Here is a 20,903-nt window from a genome sequence, read left to right on the forward strand (position 1 = left end):
CTTCCGCGTCTTCGTCGGCTGAGCGGGGTGCCGCCACCTCGCCGGAGCGCAGGTTGACAGCGGGCGAGGATGGCGTCGGCAGCCCCGACGTTGGCCTAGGTTCGAGGTAGGGAACGCCATCGCTGTGAAACGGGGTTGAGGATGCCGGAATCGCGCGCCTTCTGGCTGGACGAGCAGTTCGACCGTGAGCACGGCACCGACGGGAGCGGCCGGTACGAGGCCGAGGTGTTTCGTCGGATCGACGAGTTCGCCGACACCTGGGGTGACTTCGCGCCCGTGGCGTTCGCGGTGACCTCCTGGCGGCTGGCCACCGAGCTGTCGCCGGGCTTCGTCCGGTGGCATCGGCGGATCATCTCGGCGACGTGCGCGCGCAGCCCGTGGGACGGCAGCCTGGTCTGCGCGGTGACAGTGGCCTCCCGCTGGCCGGCCGAGCTGACCTGGACCAAGCAGTGGCAGCGCGACCGTGGTTGGCAGGACTGGCCCGAGCTGTTCGGCCAGTTCACCACACCCACCGAGCAGGACCAGACGCGCCGCCCGCATCTGCGCGCGTTGCTCCAGGTGGAGGCGCCGGTCCCGCTGGACGACCTGCCGCCAACGCCCGACGGTCCGGACGGCGAGGTCGCCGCGGCGGCACGCCGGGCCGTGGCGGTGGTGGCCCGGGAGCTCAACGACCTCCTCGCGCCCATGATCGGGCAGCTCGACGCCGGGGTGCCTGCGGACTCCTGAGAAGCCCGTCGGCCGGTATGGTCGTCGGCGTGGATCTGGACGACACCGCCGCCCGGCTCGGGGTGCCCGTCGAGGAGGTCGACCGCGTGCACCGGCTCGCCGGTGACGGGCCGTCAGCTCCGTTGCCAGCCAAGGCCGACGCCCCCGCGCTCCTCGACCAGCTCGCCGTGCCGCCGGACGACGCCGCCGAGATCATGGCGGGCTGGCCCGACCCCGACTCCCCGCTCTGGACTCCGGAGCTGCGCTGGCTGCTCGACCGCTCGACCGCCCTGGTCCGCGCCGACCTCGCGGGCCACGAATGGCTGTCGCCCGGCCCGGAGCTGCCCCGAGAGCGAGGCCCTGCCTGGCGCCATCTCTACGTGTACGCGTACCTGGCTTTGGTCGACGTGGTGCGCGGGTACCACAGCGACCACGGCATCCCCGACGCCGTGACCTGGGTGACCCTGGCCGACCTGGGCCGCAACCTCGCCATCGACCGGCGGATGCGCGGCGAGGGCTGGCCGATCATGCAGAGCTGGCTGACGCTGCACTCACGCGGCAGCGTCTACGAGCTGGGCCGGCTACAGCACCAGCGTGGCGACGGCGCCATCGGCCTGCACGTCCCCGATTCGGGGCCGTTGACCCCGGAGGCGGTCGAGGCGTCCCTCGACGAGGCCCGCGCGTTCTTTCCCAGGCATTTCCCCGACGAGCGCTACACCGCGTTCTCCTGCGCCTCGTGGCTGCTCGACCCGCAACTGCGGCAGTACCTTCCGGAGGACTCCAACATCGTGCGGTTCCAGCGCCGGTTCGAGCTGGCGCCCTACGACGAGTCGGCGGGGCTGGACGCCGACATCGAGGTGTTGCGGTTCGGGTTCCGGACCCTGACCACGCCGCTCGACGAGCTGCCGCGCCGCACGGTGCTCCAACGCGCGATCATCGACCACCTCCGGGCGGGCGGCCACTGGCACTGGCGCCACGGCCGCTTCCCGATCTAGGCACCCGCGTCCCACCAGGCGCCGTTGGCGGCGGTGTGGGCCGCCGGTTCGATGACTTCCCACACCTCCGCGATCAGTCCGTCGGCGACCCGCAGGATGTCGACGACCACGATCTGCGGCCCTCCATTGGGGAGTCGGCGTCGCGAGTGCACCACGACGTGGTCACCGTCGGCCAGTAGGTGCAGGATGTCGACCCGCATGCCGGCGGTCGGGCCCAGCGCGGCGCGGACCGCGGCGAGCCACTGCGCCCTGGTCGAGGTCGTCGAATCCGACCGGTGATGGGTGAAGTCCTCGCTCAGGTACGACGCGAGCGTGTCGACGTCGCCGGTGTCGACCAGCCCCGCCAACGCCCGCCCGACGATGCTCTTGTTCTCGGTGGTCATGGCCGCAAGTGTTTCCCCGGCCTCGTGCGCTTGTCGATGACATCGCACTTCATGGCGTCCCGGGCGACGTTGAGTAGGCTCATGATCGTGTATGCGGTCGGGGAACTCCTGCGCCAGTGGCGCAAGCGTCGAGGGCTCAGCCAACTCGACCTGGCGATCGCCGCGGATGTCTCGGCTCGGCACGTCAGCCTGGTCGAGACCGGCAAGTCCACGCCGAGCGCCGACATGGTCCTCCGGCTCGCCGAGCAACTCCACGTGCCACTGCGTGATCGCAACCAGCTGTTGCTCGCCGCCGGATTCGCGCCCCGGTACGCGCAGCGCCCGCTCGACGACGCCGCCCTGTCGGGTGCCCTCGACGCGGTCCGCAGGGTGCTCCGGGCGCACGAGCCGTATCCGGCGCTGGTCTTCGACCGCCGGTGGAACATCGTGCTGACCAACCGCGCGGTCGACCCGTTCTTCGCCTACGCGGCACCCGACCTGTTGCGGCCACCGGTCAACCTGGTTCGGCTGGGCCTGCACCCGCGCGGGCTCGCCCCTCTGGTCGTCAACCTGGCCGACGTACGGGCGGTGTTCCGCAGCCGGATCTCGCGCCAGCTCGCCGCCGCGCCCGATCCGGAACTCACGGCGCTCTACGAAGAACTGCTGAGCCCGCTGCCCGAGGAGCCGCCGGACGAACGGGTCGACGCCGACGTGGTGATCCCGATGATCCTGCGGATCGGTGGACGCGAGCTGCGGCTGTTCTCGACCATCACCACGTTCGGCACCCCGATGGACATCACCGTCGAGGAGATCGCTGTCGAGTCCTACTACCCCGCGGACCAGCAGAGCGCCGCCTACTTCACACGGTAGGGCCCGGCCTGGTAACCGCCCAGGCCGGGCCCATCACATGCTGGTCAGCCGGTGGTCAGGACGAACCTCTCCCAGGACCCGACCGACGTCCGGTTGGCGATCAGTGATCCGGCCCCGGCGTTCTCGGCGGCCACGATCTGGTTGTTGGCCAGAGCCCGCAGACCGACAGTCCCGTCGGAGTTGTTGATGATCTGGAACGTCTCCCATGGTCCGATCGTCGTGCGGTTTGCGATCAACGGATTGGCGCCGGCGTTGTCGGCGCAGACGTACAGCCCGTTGGCGCGCGACCGCAGGGCGATGTTGCCGTTGCCGGCGTCCACCCGATCGAACTGCTCGGACGTCGAGACGCTCGCCTTGTTGGCGATCAGCGGGTTGGTGCCGACGGCCGACACGTACTGGTTGTTGACCTGCGCCCGCAGCGTGATCCCTCCGCTGGGGGTGCTGGTACCGGTGGTGAAGGTGAACGCGTCGACGTCGAACAGGTTGCCCGAGCCACCCTTGAAGACCAGGTACAGAGTGGTCGACGCGCTCGGCGGGTTGCTGATGGCGGTGGAGACGTCGACGAAGGTCTCCCAGCTACCGGTCACCGGCACCGTGGCGGTGCCCAGCAGGGACCCGGTGGCCGACCCGGCGCGAACCTCGATGGTGCCGCCGGCGCCGGCCGACGAGACCCGCGCGGTGAACCGGTTCGCGTTGGACAGGTTGTACGGCTGGTAGGAGATCCAGTCGTTGTTCTCGATGAACCCGGCCGTGCGGCCACCCTCGGCATTGGTGTGGTCGGTGGCCTGGACACCGGACTGGGCGCTGAAGTGCTCACCCTGACGGTGTTTCGGTTGCAGCGTCTTGATGCTGTGCGTGGTGAGCCCACCGTTGTCGGTGTACGCGGCGTCGAAGACCCCGTAGATGTTGGCCGCCGAGTCGTGCTCACCGTCGGTCGGGACGGTGATCGTGCCGCTGCACCCGGTCTTCGAGGTGATCTGGTGGGCGTGGCTGTCGTGGCCCAGCGCGTACGTCAGGCTCACCTTGGAGCAGTCGATGGTGCCGTCCTGCGGGTCGCTCACCGAGATCTGGTACGGCACGGTGTCACCGAAGGTGAACAGCTGGCCGTCGGTGGGCGCGGTGAGGGACACCGTGGGTGCGGTGTTGCCCACTGTGACGATCAGGCTCGCCGTGCCGGACAGGCCGGTCGGGTCGGTGACCTTCAGGGTGGGGCTGTACGAGCCGTTCGTGGTGTACGTCTTGGTGGGGTTGGCCGCCGTCGACGTGGTGCCGTCGCCGAAGGTCCACAGGTAGCTGAGCGCGCCACCCTCGGGGTCGGAGCTGCCGGCCGACGAGAAGTTGACGGTCAACGGGTTGGCCCCCGACGTGGGGTTCGCCGAGGCGACAGCGATCGGGCTGCGGTTGCCACCACCGATGTACTCGATCCGGAAGAGCGCCTGGTTGTTCGAGCCGGTGCCGTAGTCCAGCACGTACAGGGCGCCGTCCGGGCCGAAGGTCATGTCCATGACCTGGGTGCCGGTCCACGGGAAGTTGGAGATCTCCCCGCGCGAGCCGTCGGAGTTGACAGCGATGGCCTTGATCCAGCGGCGGCCGTACTCACCGGCGAAGAACTGACCGTTCAGCGAGGCCGGGAACTTGATGCTGGAGTTGAGCGAGGCATCGTACCGGTAGACCGGCCCACCCATCGGCGACTCCGAGCCGCTGCCGAACTCCGACGGTGAACCGGAGTCGCCCGCGTACTTGATCCAGGCCGGCTTCGCCGCAGGCAGCGTGCCGAGCCCGGTGTTGCGGAACGAGTTGTTGGTCGGCCCACCCGAGCAGTTGTACTTGGACTGCGACGGCCCGGACGGGAAGGTGTATTCATTGTATGTTTCCGTGCTGGTGTTGCTGCCGGTGCAGTACGGCCAGCCGTAGTTGCCGGGCGCCGCGATGCGGTTGAACTCGACCTGACCGGAGGGGCCACGGCTCGAGTTCGTGGACCCGGCGTCGGGGCCGTAGTCCCCGAGGTAGACGACACCGGTCGCCTTGTCGACGCTCATCCGGAACGGGTTGCGCAGACCCATCGCGTAGATCTCCGGGCGGGTGCCCGAGGTGCCGGGCGCGAACATGTTGCCCGACGGGATCGTGTACGTGCCGTCCGCCTGCGGTTTGATCCGCAGCACCTTGCCCCGCAGGTCGTTGGTGTTGCCCGCCGAGCGTTGGGCGTCGAACTGCGGGTTGCGGTTGGTCCGTTCGTCAAGTGGCGCGTAGCCGGACGACTCGAACGGGTTGGTGTCGTCGCCGGTGGTCAGGTACAGGTTACCGGCGGCGTCGAAGTCCAGGTCACCGCCGACGTGGCAGCACTGCCCACGGTCGTTGGCGACCTGAAGCACGATCTTCTCGGTGCCCAGGTTGAGCGTGTCGTCGCTGTTGAGAGTGAACCGCGACAACCGCAGGTGCCCCTTCCACCGGTCCCAGTCGGACTGTGAGCCGGTGGTCGGGGCGTCTCCGGACGGGGTGCTCAGCGTGGGGGAGTAGTACAGGTAGATCCACCGGTTGCTGGCGAAGTTGGGGTCGACGGCGACGCCCTGCAACCCCTCCTCGTCGTGGGTGTAGACCGACAGGGTGCCGGAGACCTTGGTGTTGCCGGCCACGTCGGTCACCCGCAGGACACCGTTGCGAGCGGTGTGCAGCACCGAGCGGTTCGGCAGGACGGCCAGGGACATGGCCTCACCGAGTTCGCCCGAGCCGGTGGCGAGCTTGACCTGCTGATAGTCGGAGGCGGGGATCACCGCCGCCTGGGCGGTGGACGGTGCAGCCACAGCGAGGGCCGCGCTCGCGACGGTGAGGACCGCCGCGAAGAGCGCCCGGGGCCAGCGCCGGGGGTACGAGAGCATGATCGTCCTTTCTCGACGACCGGTGGACGGGCGCGCGGGGGCGCACCACGACCAGGTGGGGTGGTGGAGACGAGCGGGGGGACCAGGTCAGTTGGTGGTGACCAGGTCGAACTTCTCCCACTGACCGATGGAGGTCCGGTTGGCGATCAGCGGGGACCCGCCACCGTTGTCAGCGGCGACGTAACGGTTGTTCACGGTGGCCCGCAGGCTCACCGTGCCGTCGGAGTTGCGGACCAGCTGGAAGGTCTCCCAGGAGCCGGCGGTGGCCCGGTTGGCGATCAGCGCGGCGGCACCGGCGTTCTCGGCGGCGACGAACTGCCCGTTGCCCTTGGCGCGCAGCGCCACGTTGCCGTTGGCGAGATTCACCAGGTCGAACCGCTCGGTGGTGCCCACCGAGGTCTTGTTGGCGATCAGCGCGGTGGTGGCGTTGGGGGAGCTGACGTACTGGTTGTTGGCGCGGGCCCGCAGGGTGGAGCCGCTGGCGGTGGGAGGCGGGGTCGTGGTGCGCGGCGAGCAGTCGGCAGTCACGGAGCCCGCGGCGACCTGGAGGCCGCCGAGCAGCATCCGGGTGAAGTTCGGGTCGGTGTACGACGCCTCGGTGTGGCCGAGGCCCGTGTACCAGGCACGCCCGCCGCCGTACGCCTTGCACCAGGTGATCGGGTGGTCGCCGCTCATGTTGCCGCCGCTGTAGGACGACTCGTCGAGGCTGGCCAGCACCCGGGCGCTGGACCGGGGGTTGGTGCGGTAGTTGTACCACTCGTCGGAGCGGACCCAGGTGGTGCCGAGGTGGGCGGTCGAGGGGTTGGTCTGGTCCTCGATCTTCACTGTGGCGTTCTGGATCGCCGGGTGCGAGTCGAACCATGCTCCGACCAGCGAGCCGTACCACGGCCAGCTGTACTCGGTGTCGGCTGCGGCGTGCACGCCGACGTAGCCACCACCGGCGGCGATGTACGACTCGAACGCGCTCTGCTGGCTGGCGTTGAGGACGTCGCCGGTGGTCGACATGAAGACCACCGCCTGGTACTGGGCCAGGTTGGAGGTGGTGAACTGGGCGGCGTCCTCGGTCGAGGTCACTGTGAAGCCGTTGGCCGAGCCGAGCTGCTGGATCGCGGCGATGCCGTTGGGGATGGACGAGTGCCGGAAGCCGGCGGTCTTGCTGAACACCAGGACCTTGGTCAGGGGTGCCGCCGAGGCGGGGGTCGGCAGTGCGACCAGGCTGGCCAGCATGACGGCCAGGCCGGTGACGAGTGCCAACAGGCGGGGACGGGAACGCATGGTCTTGCTCCTCTGCTGAGCGTCGACCTCAGGCTGTGCACACGGGCAGGCCGGGGCCGCGATGGCGGTGGTGCGGAAGCCGGGCCGCCGATGCTCGGCTGAGGTGGTGCGGGATGGTGGGGGTGCGGGGGTGGGCTTGCTGAAACCAGCCGATGACGGAGACCACCCACATTGGACGATCAGAATTCATCGACTGGCATCGTTGACGCAGTAAACCTCCGATGTCTACGCCCCGTCAAGCCCAGGCGCTTCGGGCCGAGCGCGCCCGCGCACGGCCGACGGCACTGCTGAGGTGAGACGTATGACGTATGGTCGGTGTATGGCCGCCGACGAAGATCGAGAACGGCTCGCCGGGCACCTCGTGGCGCTGCCGGCTGGCCGTCGCGCGTCCGACCGCTGCGGCCCTACGCGGGACTGCGGGTGCCGCGGGTCGCCATCAGGATGAGGTCGGCGATCGTCTCCGGGTGCGTGACCATGGCCAGATGCGATGATTCGACCTCGATGGTCGTGGCGTTCATCCGATCGGCCAGAAACCGCTCCAGCTCCGGCGCTGTAGTGCGGTCCTGAGTGGAGATCGAGTAAAAGCACTGCCGATCCCGCCAGGCGGCCGTGGTCGTGCGGCCCTGGAAGAGGTCCTTGGCGATCGGGCCCTGCACCGCGTACAGGGCGCGGGCGCGGGCCTCCTCGATTCCACCGGCGAAGTCGGCCAGGAAGGCGCTCTCGCTGAGCTGCGCGTACCCGTCGTGGTGCACGAGGCCGGCGTTCGCCGGCGGCGTGGGATATTTCGCCGCGAGCGCGTTGTAGTCCTCGCCGGCGTCCGGCGCGCGGGCCGCCACGTACACCAGGGCGGTGACCCTCGGGTGGTTGCCGGCCTCGCTGATGATCGTGCCGGCCCAGGAATGGCCCACCAGCACCGTCGGGCCGTCCTGGCGGTCGAGGGCGCGGTTGGTGGCCGCGACGTCGTCGGCCAGGGAGGTCAGCGGGTTCTGCACCGCGGTGACCGTCAGCCCGGCCCGCTGTAGCAGCGGGATGACGTCGGACCAGGACGAGCCGTCGGCGTACGCGCCGTGGACCAGGACCACGTTGCGGGCGGGCGTGGCCGAAGACGTGTCGCTCATCCGAAGAACCTCCGCACGACGCCGTGCCGTCGCTCGCTGGTCGACGACAGCTCTCGCCCGCCACTCTTCCCCACGCCGGTCGGGGCGGTGGGCCAAACGCCCAGGCTTCAGCCCTTCAACGCACCGGCTCGGGTGCAGGGCGCGCCAGTTCAGGCGGTCCCGGTAGTGGTGTCGCAGGACCAACCAGCTGACTGAGAACGGGATGGCCCCCATGGCCACCACGCCCAGGACGTCCGCGCCGACCACGTCGAAGACCGCCCCGACGTCGCCGAACAGCTGAGCGACAGTTTGGAACGCGACGTGCAGGCCGATGCCGGCCCAGATGTCGCCGGTGGCGGCGCGGAAGGCGCCCAGCAGCAGCGCGAAGACGAAGAAGAGCGCCAGTCGGTCGACGGATCTCGCCGCCCCGACGAGGAACCCGAACACTGTGAACAGCAGCGCCTGCCCGACGGCGGCCTGCCAGGCGGGCAGCCGGGTGGCGAGGTTGTGTTGCAGGTACCCGCGGAAGATCAGCTCCTCTGGCAGCGCCTCCTTCAGGAAGACCAGCACGACCAGCAGCGCCGCCACCCGCAGCACGTCCCCGACGGACGTCCGGACACTGATCTCAACCCAGCCGAGACCGAGGCAGAGCGCGAACCCCACCGCGGCGGGCACGAGCCAGCAGGCCATGCCGAACAGCAGACGCCGCCAGCCGGCGCGCAGCGACGGCATCCCGAGGCCGGCCCACGGCCGCCGGTCCAGGACGCGACGGGCGACGACCACCAGGGGTACGACGACAACTGTGGTGAGGACAGCCCCGATCGCATGGGTGGGCCGGTCGTAGTCACGATCGAGCAGGACGCCCAGGAACAACCACACCAGCACGGCGGCGGTGGCCACGACGAGGATCCGCCAGGGCAGGGCGAGACGAGATCCGGCGCTCACCACGCGCAGCGTAGCCAGCGGCGTCAACTGCGGACGGTCAGCGGCGTCAACTGCGGACGGTCAGCGGCCGAGGACGAGGTAACCGAGGCCGAGGACACCCCGGTAACCGCCGACGTACTGGCGCAACCGGTCGTCGAGTTCCGCCCGGACCTCCGGCACACGGGGATCCTCCGGGTACGCCAGCAGCCACTCCTGCCGGCCGGCGAGCCAGGTGGACTCGAAGTCGTCCCATTCCCGCTGGTCGGCGGTGCTCAGGTGCAACAACCGCCAGCCCCGCTCGCGGGCGGCCTCGACCAGCCCGGCAAGGGTCGGCACCTCCGGGCCGAAGACCTCGGCGATCTCCGTGCTGGGGGACCGCTCCCAGTACGCGTCACCGAACAGCAGCCGCCCACCGGGCCGGACCACTGCGGCGAGGGCGTCGAGGGCGGCCTCGGTGCCACCGAAGGCGTGTGCCGAGCCGATGCAGAGGACCCGGTCGGCCGGCTCCTGCCAGGCCGCCGCTTCCCCCATCACGAAGGCGACGTGCCGGTTCAGTGACCGCCCCGCGGCCAGCCGCCGTCCTCGGGCGAGCGCTGCCTCGTCGGTGTCGACGCCGACGCCGCGCGTCGCGACCGGGCCGGAGACACCGCCGGCGGCGACCGCCCGCAGCAGCAGCTCACCCCAGCCGCAGCCGAGGTCGAGCACCCGCGCGCCGGGGCGGACGTCGAGCCGTTGCAGCAGCAACGCGGCGTGCTCCGGCGAGAGCGGAGTGTTCCAGCGCATCCGCGAGTAACGGCTGGCGGCGAGGTGGTCGGTTGACTGCATCCGTTGAGGGTCCCAAGCCGTGTGTCGGGTCCGGCACCGGGGCTTACGGCAGGATCGGTGGGGTGGACGCGGAGCGTGCGGGGCCGGCGCGACGGCCGACCCCGCAGGAGGTGGCGGCGGCGGCCGGCCGGGGTCTGCCGGACATCATCGGACCCGGGCTGCGCGTGCTGTTCTGCGGCTACAACCCGGGCCTCTACTCGGCCGCCGTGGGGGAGCCGTTCGCCCGCCGGGGCAGCCGATTCTGGCCAGCCCTGCACGGAGCCGGGTTCACCGACCGCCAGCTGCACTCGTGGGAACGCGACGAGCTGCTGCGGCAGGGCCTGGGCATCACCAGCCTGAGTAACCGGGCCACCGCCCGCGCCGCCGAGCTGACCCCGGAGGAACTGGTGGCCGGTGTGACCGGGTTGGCGGTGAAGGCCGAGCGATACCGGCCGCGCTGGGTGGCGATCCTCGGGGTGACCGCGTACCGGATCGCCTTCGCCCGACCGCAGGCGGCGCTGGGCCCGCGACCGGACCGGCTGGGGCCGGCCCGGGTCTGGGTGCTGCCGAACCCCAGCGGCCTGAACGCGCACTTCCCGCTGCCGGCGTTGACCGCCGAGTTCGCCAAGCTGCGGCGGGCCCTCGATCCCTAGCCGGCCGTGGCGACCAGCCCCTGGTAGTAGGGCTGCATCGCCGGGTGGTAGTCGTCGAACTCCGGGCGGGGCGAACCGTCCCGGGAGGCGACGAGCATGTCCAGGTAGTACTCCCAGCCGGCGCCGACCTCGGCGATGCCCTCCACGCTGGTGAGGTGCTGGACGAACCGCAGCTCGGTGGTGCCGTCGGTCTCGGTCAGCGACAGCTCCAGCAGCCAGCTGCCGTAGTCGTCGACCATCGACACGGCGAGGCGCTGCTGCGGTTCGCACGCGTCGATGCGCATCTCGCACCAGGGCTGCTGCTCCTCGTACGCCATCTGGACCCGGATGGTCCGTCCGGGCCCGGCGTCGCCCTCCCACGGGCCGAACCAGCGGGCCGTACGCTCCGGATCGGTCAGGCTGGCCCAGACGTCCGCCGCCGGAGCGCGGAAGGTCCGGGTGAGGACGAGATCGTGGCCGGTGTCGGTCTGAAACAGGCGTCCGGCGGGTGTGCGGGTCATGCCGTGTGCTCCCTTCGGTGCTCCGCCGGGCCGCGGCTGCGGCGCTCTCGGCGGGTGCGATAGACCTCGGTCTCCAACGCGTCGAGGTGCCGGCCCCACCTGTCGACTGTGGTGAGCCCGGTGAGCCAGTCGAGCAGCGGGGCGATCGGGCCCGGGTCGAGCCGGTAGATCCTCCGCCGTCCGACCAGCTCGTCACGGACCAACCCGCTGTCGCGCAGCACCCGCAGGTGGCGGCTGATGGCGGGTCGGCTGATCGTGAACCGCTTGGCGATCTCGCCGGCGGAGAGGGGTTCGGCGCGCAACATGGTCAGGATGTGCCGCCGTACCGGGTCCGCGATCGCGACGGCCACCTCATCCACCCCTGAAGCGTAACCCATAAGTTACGGGTTTTGCCGCTGTGGACCACCGCCACCCCGCACCGATGCGTCGATGGTGGGCACATGATCACCTGACCTGGCACCCTGTACGGCATGGCCGCCCTGCTTCGCTCCCGCCTGACCGACTGGACCTTCGCCGTACCCGTGCTCGCTGTCCTGGTGTTGATCGTGACCTGGGGGCGGAACCTGCCCGGCCCGATCATCGTGGTGGTCGCGGTGCTGCTGGGGGGTGCCGTGCTCGCGGCCGTGCACCACGCGGAGGTGGTCGCCCACCGGGTGGGGGAGCCGTACGGGTCTCTGGTGCTCGCCGTCGCGGTCACCGTGATCGAGGTCGCCCTCATCGTCACGCTGATGATCAGCGGGCCGGAGAAGACCCAGTCGCTCGCCCGGGACACCGTCTTCGCCGCCGTCATGATCACCTGTAACGGGATCCTCGGCCTGTCCCTGCTGCTCGGGGCGTTGCGCCGTCGCGTCGCGGTGTTCAACCCGGAGGGCACCGGCGGGGCTCTGGCCACCGTGATCACCCTGGCCACCCTGAGTCTGGTCATCCCGACCTTCACCACCGCCCGGCCAGGCCCGGAGTTCAGCCCGGCCCAGCTCGCCTTCGCCGCCGTCGCCTCGCTGGCGCTCTACGGGTTGTTCGTGCTCGTGCAGACCGGCCGACACCGTGACTACTTCCTGCCGGTCGACAGCCGGGGCCAGGTGATCGACGCCGAGGAGCACGCCAAGCCGCCCACCACCCGCGCGGCGCTGATGAGCCTGGGGCTGCTGCTGGTGGCGCTGGTCGCGGTGGTCGGCGACGCCAAGACCGTCTCGCCGACCATCGAGGCCGGTGTCGCCGCGGCGAACCTGCCGCACGCCTTCGTCGGCGTGATCATCGCCCTGCTGGTGCTGCTGCCGGAAACCCTGGCCGCCGCCCGCGCCGCCCGCCGCGACCGCGTGCAGATCAGCCTGAACCTCGCGCTCGGCTCGGCGATGGCCAGCATCGGCCTGACCATCCCGGCCATAGCGATCGCCTCGATCTGGCTGGACGGCCCACTGCTGCTCGGCCTCGGCGGCACCCAGCTCGCCCTGCTCGCGCTCACCGCCGTGACCGCCGTGCTCACCGTGGTGCCCGGCCGGGCCAACGTGCTGCAGGGCGGCGTACACCTGGTGCTGATGGCCGCCTTCGTCTTCCTGGCCGCCAGCCCGTGACCCGCACGGGCCTGCGGCTCCGGCCCTGATCCGCACGGCCCCTGCGGATCAGCCGGCGGGCGGCGGGTCGCCCGCCAGGCGCTCCGCGCGGGCGTTCAGGTAGCGCTGCTGCGCCAGGTTCGTCGAGCGCGCCGCCGCCATCCGGTACGCCTCCCGCGCGGTGACCCGCTCACCCTCCAGCTCCCACAGGTGGGCGCGGGCGGCCGGCAGTCGCGGGTCGTCGGCGAGACGAGGGTCGTCGGCCAGGTCGGCGAGCAGCGCCAACCCGGCCGGCGCGCCCCGGCTCATGGCCACCGCCACCGCGTGGTTGAGCGCCACCACCGGGTTGTCGGACATCCCGAGGAGCACCTCGTACAGGGCCGTGATCTGCGCCCAGTCGGTGGCCGCCGCGCTGGGCGCCTCGTCGTGCACGGCCGCGATGGCCGCCTGGAGCTGGTACGCCCCGACCACGCCGCGCGGCAGGGCCCCGGTGATCAGCTCGACCCCCTCGGCGATCTGGTCGGCTCGCCACCGGGAGCGGTCCTGCTCGGCCATCGGCACCAGCTCGCCGTTCGGACCGATCCGCGCCGGCGCTCGGGCATCAGTGAGCAGCATCAACGCGAGCAGCCCGGTGACCTCGGGGTCCTCGGGCACCAGCCGGCGCACCAGACGGGTCAGTCGGATCGCCTCGGCGGTCAGGTCGGCGCGCACCAACCCCGGCCCGGCGGTGCGCGCGTACCCCTCCGTGAAGATCAGGTAGAGCACGTGCAGCACGGCGGCGAGCCGGTCAGCCCGCTCCGGGCCGGTGGGCAGCGCGAACCGCGGCCCACTGTCACGGATCCGCTGCTTACCCCGACTGATCCGCCGGGTCATCGTCGCCTCCGGCACCAGGAACGCACGCGCCACCTCGGCGGTGCTCAGGCCGCCCACCGCCCGCAGGGTGAGCGCGATCTGCGACGCCGCCGACAACGCCGGGTGGCAGCACAGGAACAACAGGATGAGCGTGTCGTCGGCGTCCGCCGACGGACGGTCGGCGGCGGGGGCACGCCACTGCTCCGGGAGCACCCACCGGGCCACCGTGTCCTCCCGCCGCATCCGGGCCTGGTCGCGACGCAGCAGGTCGGTCAGCCGACGGGACGCCACGGTGATCAGCCAGCCACGCGGATTCTCCGGTACGCCATCGCGCGGCCAACCCTCCGCCGCGGCGATCAGCGCCTCCTGCACCGCGTCCTCGGCCGTGTCGAAGTGCCCGTAGCGGCGGACCAGCGCGCCGAGGACCTGCGGCGCCAGCTCGCGCAGCAGGTCCTCGGCGGGAGTCTCCGGCACCGCGTCAGCCGGCCAGGTCCTCGACACCGTCGAGCACCGGCCGCACGTCCACGTACCCACCGGGGGCGTCCGGGTCGACCAGGCCGGCGGCGATCTCGGTGGCCCGGTCGAAGCTGGCGCACTCCACGATGGTGTAACCGGCGAGGACCTCCTGCGTCTCCGGGTACGGGCCGTCGGTGACCACCGGCGCCCCCTCGCGCACCTGCACCCGACGGGCGTGCACCGGCTCGCTCAGGCCCCGGGCATCGACCAACTCGCCGGACTCGGCCAGCGCCTGGTGGAAGGTCTCCATGTGCTTGTGCATCGCCGCGATCTGCTCGGCCGACATCGCCGGCCGGTCGGAAGCCCGCCCCGACAACACGTCGTAGTCCTGCTGCGACCCGTAGAGCAAAATCATGTACTTCATGGTTCTTCCCCTCCTCCTGCGAGGACACCACCCCGGCGCCCCACAGGAAACGTCGAACCCCAACTCCCCACCCGGACACCCCACCCACGCCGGGTCCTCCCTCCACCCGAACCGGTGATCATGAAGTTAGCGTCACGACACGCCGAGTGGGATGACACCAACTTCATGATCATCGGGGACCAGGGGTGGTGGGCGCGGCCTAGGGTGGCCGGATGACGGTGGTGTGGGTGGTGGTGGGGATCTTCGTCGTCGTGGCGGGGGTGGCGTTTGGCGTTGTGGTGCGGCGGGGGCGCGTCGGTGAGGTCGGGGGCGACGACTCCCGGGCTGGGCGGGACGCTCGCGTGCGGCAGCACCGGTACGAGGCCGACCGGCACGGCGACCAAGGCGACACGTGGCATCGCGGTCGGGAGTCGGCTGGTTGAGCGACCCTACTGGCCATACGAGCGGCGCAGCCGGCCGTTGATCAGGTAGTTGAGGCGGTGGCGTAGGTGGCCGAGGGTGCTCTCGCACGGCAGTTCCCCGTCGGTGGTGAGCGTCCAGCGCAGCGTGCAGTCCCCGCCGGGCAGCCCGGGAGTCAGGTCGAAGCGGATCCGGTCCAACGGTCGGCGTGGCCACAGCGACGACCACACGAGCAGCATCGGCGCGTAGCCCGCCACCACCCGGGGCGGTACCTCGTCGTCGCGCAACTCCAACCAGGGCCGGCTGCCGGCCTCGTACGGGTAGCGCAGCGACCGCCACACGACGTGCGCCGGCGCCGGTTGACGTCGGCTGCGACTGCCAAGCTCGTGCACCAGAGCCTCTCCTGTCCTGGGCGGCGACACCCGCCCCGGAGCATTGTGGCGGCCCCGCAGCGGCGCCCCGCGCCCGCCGTGCGACACCACCCAGCCAACCGGGCCCGCTGCGCCGCAGCCCATCCGCCCCGCAGCACCCGGTCCAGATCCGCCTCGATCGGCGCGCCCGGGTCCGGTGAACCGTCCGGCCGTGCCGTACGTGAAACCGGTGACGGGCGTTTCGGTCCTCTCGTCGGGGTACTACCAGCCTGAGCACCGATGTCTGGGGAGGCACAGTGGGGGCACGGTTCGGTCGCGACGCGCGGGGCCCGCTGGCGGGTCTGCTGATCGCCGCCCTCGTCTCCCTCGCCTGCGCCGGCGGTGGACTGGCCGAGCCGGAGGCCGAGCGCCCCGGGGCGAACCCGTCGGCCGCATCACCGGGCCCGAGAACCACCCGGGCCGACAGCACCACCAGCGTCGCCGAGTTCGAGCAGGACGTCGCCGACGCGCAGGCGATCGCCGAGCGGTACTGGGCGGCCCAGTTCAAGGAATCCGGGCAGCGGTTCCGACCGATCCGGCGGATCATCCCGTACCAGCGCGACGGCGAGGTGTCCTGCGGCGGCCAGTCGTTGCCCCGCAACAACGCCGTCTACTGCTCGCAGGGCGACTTCATCGCGTACGACGTCGCCTGGTCGGTGGCGGCGTTCCGCCAGGTCGGCGACGCGTTCGTGTTCTACCTGCTCGGGCACGAGTACGCGCACGCCATCCAGGTGCGGCTCGGCATCAACTACAGCTTCACCATCCAGCAGGAGTTGCAGGCCGACTGCATGGCCGGGGCGTACCTCGGCGACTCGGTGCGCTCGGGGACCCTGACCCTCGCCGAGGGCGACCTGGACGAGTTCCGGGAGGGGGTGGCGGCGGTCGGCGACGACCCGGACCAGCCGTGGTTCGCGGAAGGTGCACACGGCACCGCCGAGCAGCGCACCGACATGTTCTTCCGGGGTTACGAGGGTTCCCTGAAGGAGTGCGACCTCGGCTGAACGGGGTTGCCCGGATCACCCTGGCGCCCGTTGCCGCCACCGGCCTTGGCGGCTGCTGGCAGGATCGCCCGTGTCGGTCACGACCCTGGAGGTTCCGCTGAGCAGCCATCACCCCGCCGCTGTGCTCTTCGACATGGACGGCACGCTGGTCGACAGCGAGAAGCTGTGGGACGTCGCGTTGCAGGAACTCGCCAAGGAGTACGGCGGGGAACTCTCCGTCGAGGCCCGCCAGTCGATCATCGGTACCGCCATGGCCGAGTCGATGCGCATCCTGCACGACGACCTGGGGCAGCCCGAACGGGATCCGGAGATCAGCGCGGCATGGATCAACGCCCGGATCCTCGAGCTGTTCCGCACCGGTCTGCGCTGGCGGCCGGGCGCGTTCGACCTGTTGCGCGCGGTCCGGGCGGCGGGAATCCCCACCGCGCTGGTCACGTCAAGCCCTCGGGCGTTGGTCGAGATCGCGCTGGACACCCTCGGTCGGGACAACTTCGACACGGTGGTCGCCGGCGACGAGGTGGTGGCGGCCAAGCCACACCCCGAGCCCTACCTGACCGCCGCCCGGCTGCTGGGTGTGCCGATCGAGCGCTGCGTGGCGATCGAGGACTCACCGACCGGGGTGGCCAGCGCGCTCGCCTCGGGCGCGGCGGTCCTGGCCGTACCGGCGGAGGTGGCGTTGCCGAGCACTGTCGGCGTACACCAGGTGGAAAGCCTGACCGGCGTGGACCTGGCGCTGCTCGCGGCGCTGCTGACCGATCGGGCAGCGGCGACCGGCTGACCCGCCCGGCGCGGGTCGGCGCCGCTCGGCTCCCGACCGGCCGGGGTCACCGGCGCTCGGCGAAGACCGCGGCGACCACCTGGTAGCTGTCGAACGCCCGTGCCGCCCCCGCGTACGCGGCCAGGTGGATGAACAGCTCGACGATCTCCTCCCGGCTCACCCCCGAGGTCAGCGCGATGCGCAGCTGCCCGCGCAGCGGTTCGTGGGTGCCGAGGGCGGCGGCGATCGCCACCGAGACCAGACACCGGCTGCGCAGGTCCAGGCCCTCCCGGGGCCAGGCCGCGCCGAAGGTCTGCACTGTGGCGAGACGACGGAAGTCGTGCCCCACCTCCGGCTCACCCTCGCCGAGCGGCAGAACCAACGGCTGCCCGAGCAGCCGCTCGGCGTTGTCGAGTGCCAGCTGGTACGCGTCCTGATCGGTCATGTCACCGGCCCCGGATCTCCGGCCGCCCGGCTCGCGGGCGGGCCGGCGCCCTGCCGGCAGCACCAGCCTGGCAGTCGCGCACGGGTGGCCGAGGGCGAATGGGACAGGCCGAGGCCCCCGGCGCGGCGACCGGGGGCCTCGGAAGTGCCGATCAGTCGTGGGCGATGGCACCCAGGACGTTGATCCGGGCCGCCCGGACGGCCGGGAGCACCGCGGCCACCACGCCGATGATGGCGGCGAGACCGAGGAAGACACCCATCTGCCCCCACGGCAGGATCAGGTCGGTGATGCCCTCGTCCTTGAGGGCCTCGACCACAGCGGCGCCGAGGCCGGTGCCCACCACCACGCCGAGCAGCGCGCCGAACACCGAGATCACCACCGCCTCCACGGTGATCATCCCCATGGTCTGGGACCGGCGCAGGCCGATGGCCCGCAGCAGACCCAACTCGCGGGTCCGCTCCAGCACCGACAGGGCAAGGGTGTTGATGATGCCCAGCACGGCGATCACGATTGCCAGCGCGAGCAGGATCTGGATCATCGTGAGCAGCCCGTCGAGCGAACTGGTCTGCTGCTTGATGAACGCGTCCCGGTCCGCCACCGACACCTCGGGGCTGTCCGCGAGCAACGCCTCCACCTGCGGCTGCACGTCGGACACGCGGGTGCCCGGGTCCAGCTGGATGAAGCCCTGGATGGGCTGCGGGATGGCGAAGTCCTTCGCCGCGGTCGCCGGCAGCGTCACCGGGTTGGTCAGCTGCGACGACTCGTAGATGCCGCTGATCGTGTAGGTGCGTGCCTCGCCCCGGGTCAGCTGCACGTTGACAGTGGAGCCCACCGACCAGCCACGGGACGTGGCAGTGTCCGAGCTGGCCAGCATCTGGGTCGGCCCGAGCCGGTCGATGTCACCGGCGGTCGGCTTCGCGCCGAAGATCTGCCGCAGCGACGCGATGTCGCTGCTCGCCGCCACCCAGGTGCTCTCGCCGTCGATCCGCCCCATGTCGCCGTACTCGCCGTCGACCAACCGCACACCGGGCAGGGCCTTTGCCTGGTCCAGCACACCCGGGTCGAAGGTCGGCGGACGCGGGCCGCCCTGCTGCCCGGCGATCACCAGCTCGGCCTTGATGGTGTCCTGGGCGAGCGCGCTGATGCTGCCCTTGGCCGAGTCGAGGATCACCGTGACGCCGGTGACCAGCGCGATGCCGACCATCAGCGCGGCGGCCGTGATCGCCGTGCGACGCGGGTTGCGCCCGGAGTTGAGCCGGCCCAGCTTGCCCGGCACCGACCAGGAGAAGATCGCGCCGAGCAGGCTCACCACCGGCCGGCTGATCAACGGGGTCAGCAGCGCCACCCCGATGAAGGCGAACAGCACGCCACCGAGGATGGTCGACAGCGTCTGACCGCCGGCGTTGCCGCTGAGCCCGAGGAACAGCAGCACCGCGCCGACGCCGGTGACCAGCGACCCGGCCACCGTGATCTTGGTCAACGGCCGGTCCGGGGTGGCCACGTCCTGCATGGCCGCGATCGGCGGGATCCGGGACGCCCGCAGCGCCGGCAGCAACGCCGCCACCACGGTGATCACCAGACCGACGGCGAACGAACCGATCACCGCGGCCGCCGGCACGCCGATCCCGGCCAAGGTGAGCCCACCGGCGAGCTTGCCGAACAGGAACGCCAGCAGCGCGCCCACCCCGATACCGGCGGCGAGGCCGAGCACCGACGCGATCAACCCCACCGCGATGGCCTCCAGCACCACCGAACCGATGATCTGCCGGCCGCTGGCCCCGATGGCGCGCATGAGCGCCAACTCCCGGGTCCGCTGCGCCACGATGATCGAGAAGGTGTTGAGGATCAGGAAGGTGCCCACCAGCAGTGCCACCGCGGCGAAGCCGAGCAGGATCTTGTTGAAGAAGGACAGGCCCTCCTTCAGGCTGGCCGAGGCGTCCGCGGCCACCTGCTCGCCGGTCTTCACCTCGAAGTCAGCGCCCAGGGTGCGGGCAACGTCGTCGCGCAGCTTCTCGTCCGAGACCCCGTCGGCGGCCTGCACGGTGATGCTGTTGAACACATCCGGCTCGCCCAGCATCAGCCGCTGCGCCACCGGAGTGGTGAAGAAGACCTCGTTGACCCCGCCGATCGAGTCCCGGTCACCGCTGTAACCGAAGACGCCGACCAGTGTGAAGTCCCGCTTCTTCGACTCGAACGCGGTGAGCACGCCAACCTTCTGGCCGACCTGCACCTTCGCGGCCGTGGCCAGCGCCTTGTTGATGACGATCTCGTCCTCGGCCTGCGGCGCGCGCCCCTCGCGCAGCTTCAGCAACTCGCTCTCGCCGGTCCAGTTCTCGCCCAACTGCGGCGGACCGAACGAGGTGACGACCTTGCCGTTGCTGCCGATCACCCGGGCGCCGTCGGCGTTGACCACACCGGTCGCCGAGGCCGCCCCCGGCACCTGCTTCACCCGGTCCACCAGCGCGGCCGGCAGCGGGGCGACCGTCTGCTCGCCCTCCATCTCGTTGACCTGCACCTTCGGCTTCGCCGCGACGTTCACGTCGATCTCGGAGAAACCGTCGGCGAAGACCGAGTCGAAGGAGCGACCCAGCGTGTCGGTGAGCACGAACGCGCCGGAGACGAACATCACCCCGAGCACCACCGCCAGGCCGGACAGGATCAGCCGGACCTTACGGGCCAGCAGACTCTTCAGCGTCGCGCGGAACATCAGTTGCCCACCTCGGCCGCGGTGTCCAGCTTCTTCATGGTGTCCAGCACCGTCTCGGCGGTCGGCTCGATCAACTCCGAGACGATCTCGCCGTCGGCGAGGAAGACCACCCGGTCGGCGTACGCGGCGGCCGTCGGGTCGTGGGTGACCATCACGATGGTCTGGCCGTGCTCCCGGACCGAGTTACGCAGGAAGTTGAGCACCTCCGCGCCGGAACGTGAGTCCAGGTTGCCGGTCGGCTCGTCCGCGAAGATCACCTCGGGGCGGGAGACCAGCGCCCGGGCGCACGCCACCCGCTGCTGCTGCCCACCGGAGAGCTGCGCCGGCCGGTGGTCCAGCCGATCCTTCAGACCCACCGTCTCGATCACCGTGTCGTACCAGGCCGGGTCCGGCTTGCGCCCGGCGATCGACAGCGGCAGCAGGATGTTCTCCTTGGCCGTCAACGTCGGCAGCAGGTTGAACTGCTGGAAGATGAAACCCACCTTGTCGCGGCGCAGCTTCGTCAGCCCCGCGTCGCCCAGCCCCGTGACCGTCGTCTCACCGATCGACACCGTCCCCCGGGTCACCGAGTCCAGGCCGGCCAGGCAGTGCATCAGCGTCGACTTACCGGAACCCGACGGGCCCATGATCGCGGTGAAGCGGCCACGTTCGAACTCCGCGCTGACCCCCCGCAGCGCGATGACCTGAGCCTCGCCGCTGCCGTACACCTTCCACACGTCGTTCGCCCGGGCCGCGGCCTGCGCCTGCTGGCCTACCGTCGCGGTCACGTCATCTACCTCTTCCGTCTGTCCGAAAACGCACGCCGCCCCCCGATGGTCCGGCGCGACTGTTCAATCATCGG

At 71.0% G+C, this 20,903-nt stretch carries 21 protein-coding genes; 8 read left to right on the top strand and 13 right to left on the bottom strand.

What is annotated here, in order from left to right:
- Positions 1 to 141 precede the first annotated feature (141 nt).
- Positions 142 to 726, top strand: a complete 585-nt coding sequence (locus OHB44_RS16180) for a hypothetical protein (RefSeq protein WP_330441145.1) — start codon at positions 142 to 144, stop codon at positions 724 to 726.
- A 29-nt stretch (positions 727 to 755) separates the two neighbouring features.
- A complete protein-coding gene (locus tag OHB44_RS16185; RefSeq protein WP_330441146.1) occupies positions 756 to 1,700 on the top strand; it encodes an acyltransferase domain-containing protein in 945 nt (314 codons plus the stop codon).
- On the opposite strand, the gene OHB44_RS16190 is transcribed toward OHB44_RS16185, so the two are convergent.
- Entirely contained in the window at positions 1,697 to 2,083 is a 387-nt protein-coding gene (locus OHB44_RS16190; protein WP_330441147.1) for a nuclear transport factor 2 family protein, read from the bottom strand. The two genes, OHB44_RS16185 and OHB44_RS16190, sit on opposite strands and share 4 nt — an antisense overlap.
- A gap of 81 nt (positions 2,084 to 2,164) precedes the next feature.
- Here OHB44_RS16190 and OHB44_RS16195 point away from each other — a divergent pair, with 81 nt between their 5' ends.
- Positions 2,165 to 2,932, top strand: coding sequence for a helix-turn-helix domain-containing protein (locus OHB44_RS16195; RefSeq protein WP_330441148.1), 768 nt, complete (start codon positions 2,165 to 2,167; stop codon positions 2,930 to 2,932).
- Between the two features lie 44 nt (positions 2,933 to 2,976).
- Here OHB44_RS16195 and OHB44_RS16200 read toward each other — a convergent pair whose 3' ends face one another.
- The 4 genes from OHB44_RS16200 to OHB44_RS16215 form a co-directional block, all read right to left on the bottom strand.
- The gene (locus tag OHB44_RS16200) at positions 2,977 to 5,808 is read right to left on the bottom strand and encodes a PQQ-dependent sugar dehydrogenase (RefSeq protein WP_238685833.1); all 2,832 of its coding nucleotides are present in this window, start codon (positions 5,806 to 5,808) and stop codon (positions 2,977 to 2,979) included.
- 87 nt (positions 5,809 to 5,895) lie between these two features.
- Positions 5,896 to 7,083, bottom strand: a complete 1,188-nt coding sequence (locus OHB44_RS16205; protein ID WP_372488376.1) for a ThuA domain-containing protein — start codon at positions 7,081 to 7,083, stop codon at positions 5,896 to 5,898.
- 404 nt (positions 7,084 to 7,487) lie between these two features.
- Positions 7,488 to 9,125, bottom strand: a complete 1,638-nt coding sequence (locus OHB44_RS16210; protein ID WP_238685832.1) for an alpha/beta fold hydrolase — start codon at positions 9,123 to 9,125, stop codon at positions 7,488 to 7,490.
- 60 nt (positions 9,126 to 9,185) lie between these two features.
- On the bottom strand, positions 9,186 to 9,929 hold the full coding sequence (locus OHB44_RS16215; RefSeq protein WP_330441149.1) for a methyltransferase domain-containing protein: 744 nt from the start codon (positions 9,927 to 9,929) through the stop codon (positions 9,186 to 9,188).
- A gap of 62 nt (positions 9,930 to 9,991) precedes the next feature.
- On the opposite strand from OHB44_RS16215, the gene mug reads away from it, so the two are divergent.
- A complete protein-coding gene (mug, locus tag OHB44_RS16220; RefSeq protein ID WP_330441150.1) occupies positions 9,992 to 10,561 on the top strand; it encodes a G/U mismatch-specific DNA glycosylase in 570 nt (189 codons plus the stop codon).
- Here mug and OHB44_RS16225 read toward each other — a convergent pair.
- Together OHB44_RS16225 and OHB44_RS16230 are read right to left on the bottom strand one after the other, a co-directional pair.
- A complete protein-coding gene (locus OHB44_RS16225) occupies positions 10,558 to 11,061 on the bottom strand; it encodes an SRPBCC family protein (RefSeq protein ID WP_330441151.1) in 504 nt (167 codons plus the stop codon). The two genes, mug and OHB44_RS16225, sit on opposite strands and share 4 nt — an antisense overlap.
- Entirely contained in the window at positions 11,058 to 11,420 is a 363-nt protein-coding gene (locus tag OHB44_RS16230; RefSeq protein WP_238685828.1) for an ArsR/SmtB family transcription factor, read from the bottom strand. Before OHB44_RS16230 ends, OHB44_RS16225 begins: the two co-directional genes overlap by 4 nt.
- 111 nt (positions 11,421 to 11,531) lie before the next feature.
- On the opposite strand from OHB44_RS16230, the gene OHB44_RS16235 reads away from it, so the two are divergent.
- A complete protein-coding gene (locus OHB44_RS16235; protein WP_238685827.1) occupies positions 11,532 to 12,632 on the top strand; it encodes a calcium:proton antiporter in 1,101 nt (366 codons plus the stop codon).
- 48 nt (positions 12,633 to 12,680) lie between these two features.
- Here OHB44_RS16235 and OHB44_RS16240 read toward each other — a convergent pair whose 3' ends face one another.
- Together OHB44_RS16240 and OHB44_RS16245 are read right to left on the bottom strand one after the other, a co-directional pair.
- Positions 12,681 to 13,937: an RNA polymerase sigma factor gene (locus OHB44_RS16240; protein WP_442932697.1), complete on the bottom strand. Its 1,257-nt coding sequence runs from the start codon at positions 13,935 to 13,937 to the stop codon at positions 12,681 to 12,683.
- 4 nt (positions 13,938 to 13,941) lie between these two features.
- Positions 13,942 to 14,343, bottom strand: a complete 402-nt coding sequence (locus OHB44_RS16245; protein WP_210781700.1) for a YciI family protein — start codon at positions 14,341 to 14,343, stop codon at positions 13,942 to 13,944.
- A gap of 212 nt (positions 14,344 to 14,555) precedes the next feature.
- Here OHB44_RS16245 and OHB44_RS16250 point away from each other — a divergent pair, with 212 nt between their 5' ends.
- Positions 14,556 to 14,765 carry a hypothetical protein gene (locus OHB44_RS16250; RefSeq protein ID WP_238685824.1) on the top strand — a complete coding sequence of 70 codons (210 nt, stop codon included), beginning with the start codon at positions 14,556 to 14,558 and terminating at the stop codon, positions 14,763 to 14,765.
- A gap of 6 nt (positions 14,766 to 14,771) precedes the next feature.
- On the opposite strand, the gene OHB44_RS16255 is transcribed toward OHB44_RS16250, so the two are convergent.
- A complete protein-coding gene (locus tag OHB44_RS16255) occupies positions 14,772 to 15,134 on the bottom strand; it encodes a hypothetical protein (protein ID WP_330441153.1) in 363 nt (120 codons plus the stop codon).
- 275 nt (positions 15,135 to 15,409) lie between these two features.
- On the opposite strand from OHB44_RS16255, the gene OHB44_RS16260 reads away from it, so the two are divergent.
- A complete protein-coding gene (locus tag OHB44_RS16260) occupies positions 15,410 to 16,153 on the top strand; it encodes a neutral zinc metallopeptidase (RefSeq protein WP_238685822.1) in 744 nt (247 codons plus the stop codon).
- A gap of 121 nt (positions 16,154 to 16,274) precedes the next feature.
- Positions 16,275 to 16,931, top strand: a complete 657-nt coding sequence (locus tag OHB44_RS16265; protein WP_330441238.1) for an HAD family hydrolase — start codon at positions 16,275 to 16,277, stop codon at positions 16,929 to 16,931.
- 46 nt (positions 16,932 to 16,977) lie between these two features.
- Here OHB44_RS16265 and OHB44_RS16270 read toward each other — a convergent pair whose 3' ends face one another.
- The 3 genes from OHB44_RS16270 to OHB44_RS16280 form a co-directional block, all read right to left on the bottom strand.
- Positions 16,978 to 17,355, bottom strand: a complete 378-nt coding sequence (locus OHB44_RS16270) for a carboxymuconolactone decarboxylase family protein (RefSeq protein ID WP_210781704.1) — start codon at positions 17,353 to 17,355, stop codon at positions 16,978 to 16,980.
- A gap of 151 nt (positions 17,356 to 17,506) precedes the next feature.
- A complete protein-coding gene (locus OHB44_RS16275; RefSeq protein ID WP_238685821.1) occupies positions 17,507 to 20,062 on the bottom strand; it encodes an ABC transporter permease in 2,556 nt (851 codons plus the stop codon).
- Entirely contained in the window at positions 20,062 to 20,829 is a 768-nt protein-coding gene (locus OHB44_RS16280; RefSeq protein ID WP_210781706.1) for an ABC transporter ATP-binding protein, read from the bottom strand. The genes OHB44_RS16275 and OHB44_RS16280 overlap by 1 nt, the downstream gene beginning before the upstream one ends.
- Between the last annotated feature and the right edge of the window lie 74 nt (positions 20,830 to 20,903).

The organism is Micromonospora sp. NBC_00821 (assembly GCF_036347035.1).
Classification (GTDB): domain Bacteria; phylum Actinomycetota; class Actinomycetes; order Mycobacteriales; family Micromonosporaceae; genus Micromonospora; species Micromonospora hortensis.

Bases quoted from the DNA above. Each gene is read 5' to 3' on its own strand.
- OHB44_RS16190 (WP_330441147.1), bottom strand. From the start codon at position 2,083: ATGACCACCGAGAACAAGAGCATCGTCGGGCGGGCGTTGGCGGGGCTG.
- OHB44_RS16180 (WP_330441145.1), top strand. From the start codon at position 142: ATGCCGGAATCGCGCGCCTTCTGGCTGGACGAGCAGTTCGACCGTGAG.
- OHB44_RS16225 (WP_330441151.1), bottom strand. From the start codon at position 11,061: ATGACCCGCACACCCGCCGGACGCCTGTTTCAGACCGACACCGGCCAC.
- OHB44_RS16270 (WP_210781704.1), bottom strand. From the start codon at position 17,355: ATGACCGATCAGGACGCGTACCAGCTGGCACTCGACAACGCCGAGCGG.
- OHB44_RS16250 (WP_238685824.1), top strand. From the start codon at position 14,556: ATGACGGTGGTGTGGGTGGTGGTGGGGATCTTCGTCGTCGTGGCGGGG.
- OHB44_RS16205 (WP_372488376.1), bottom strand. From the start codon at position 7,083: ATGCGTTCCCGTCCCCGCCTGTTGGCACTCGTCACCGGCCTGGCCGTC.
- OHB44_RS16245 (WP_210781700.1), bottom strand. From the start codon at position 14,343: ATGAAGTACATGATTTTGCTCTACGGGTCGCAGCAGGACTACGACGTG.
- OHB44_RS16215 (WP_330441149.1), bottom strand. From the start codon at position 9,929: ATGCAGTCAACCGACCACCTCGCCGCCAGCCGTTACTCGCGGATGCGC.
- OHB44_RS16235 (WP_238685827.1), top strand. From the start codon at position 11,532: ATGGCCGCCCTGCTTCGCTCCCGCCTGACCGACTGGACCTTCGCCGTA.
- OHB44_RS16195 (WP_330441148.1), top strand. From the start codon at position 2,165: ATGATCGTGTATGCGGTCGGGGAACTCCTGCGCCAGTGGCGCAAGCGT.
- OHB44_RS16200 (WP_238685833.1), bottom strand. From the start codon at position 5,808: ATGCTCTCGTACCCCCGGCGCTGGCCCCGGGCGCTCTTCGCGGCGGTC.
- OHB44_RS16275 (WP_238685821.1), bottom strand. From the start codon at position 20,062: ATGTTCCGCGCGACGCTGAAGAGTCTGCTGGCCCGTAAGGTCCGGCTG.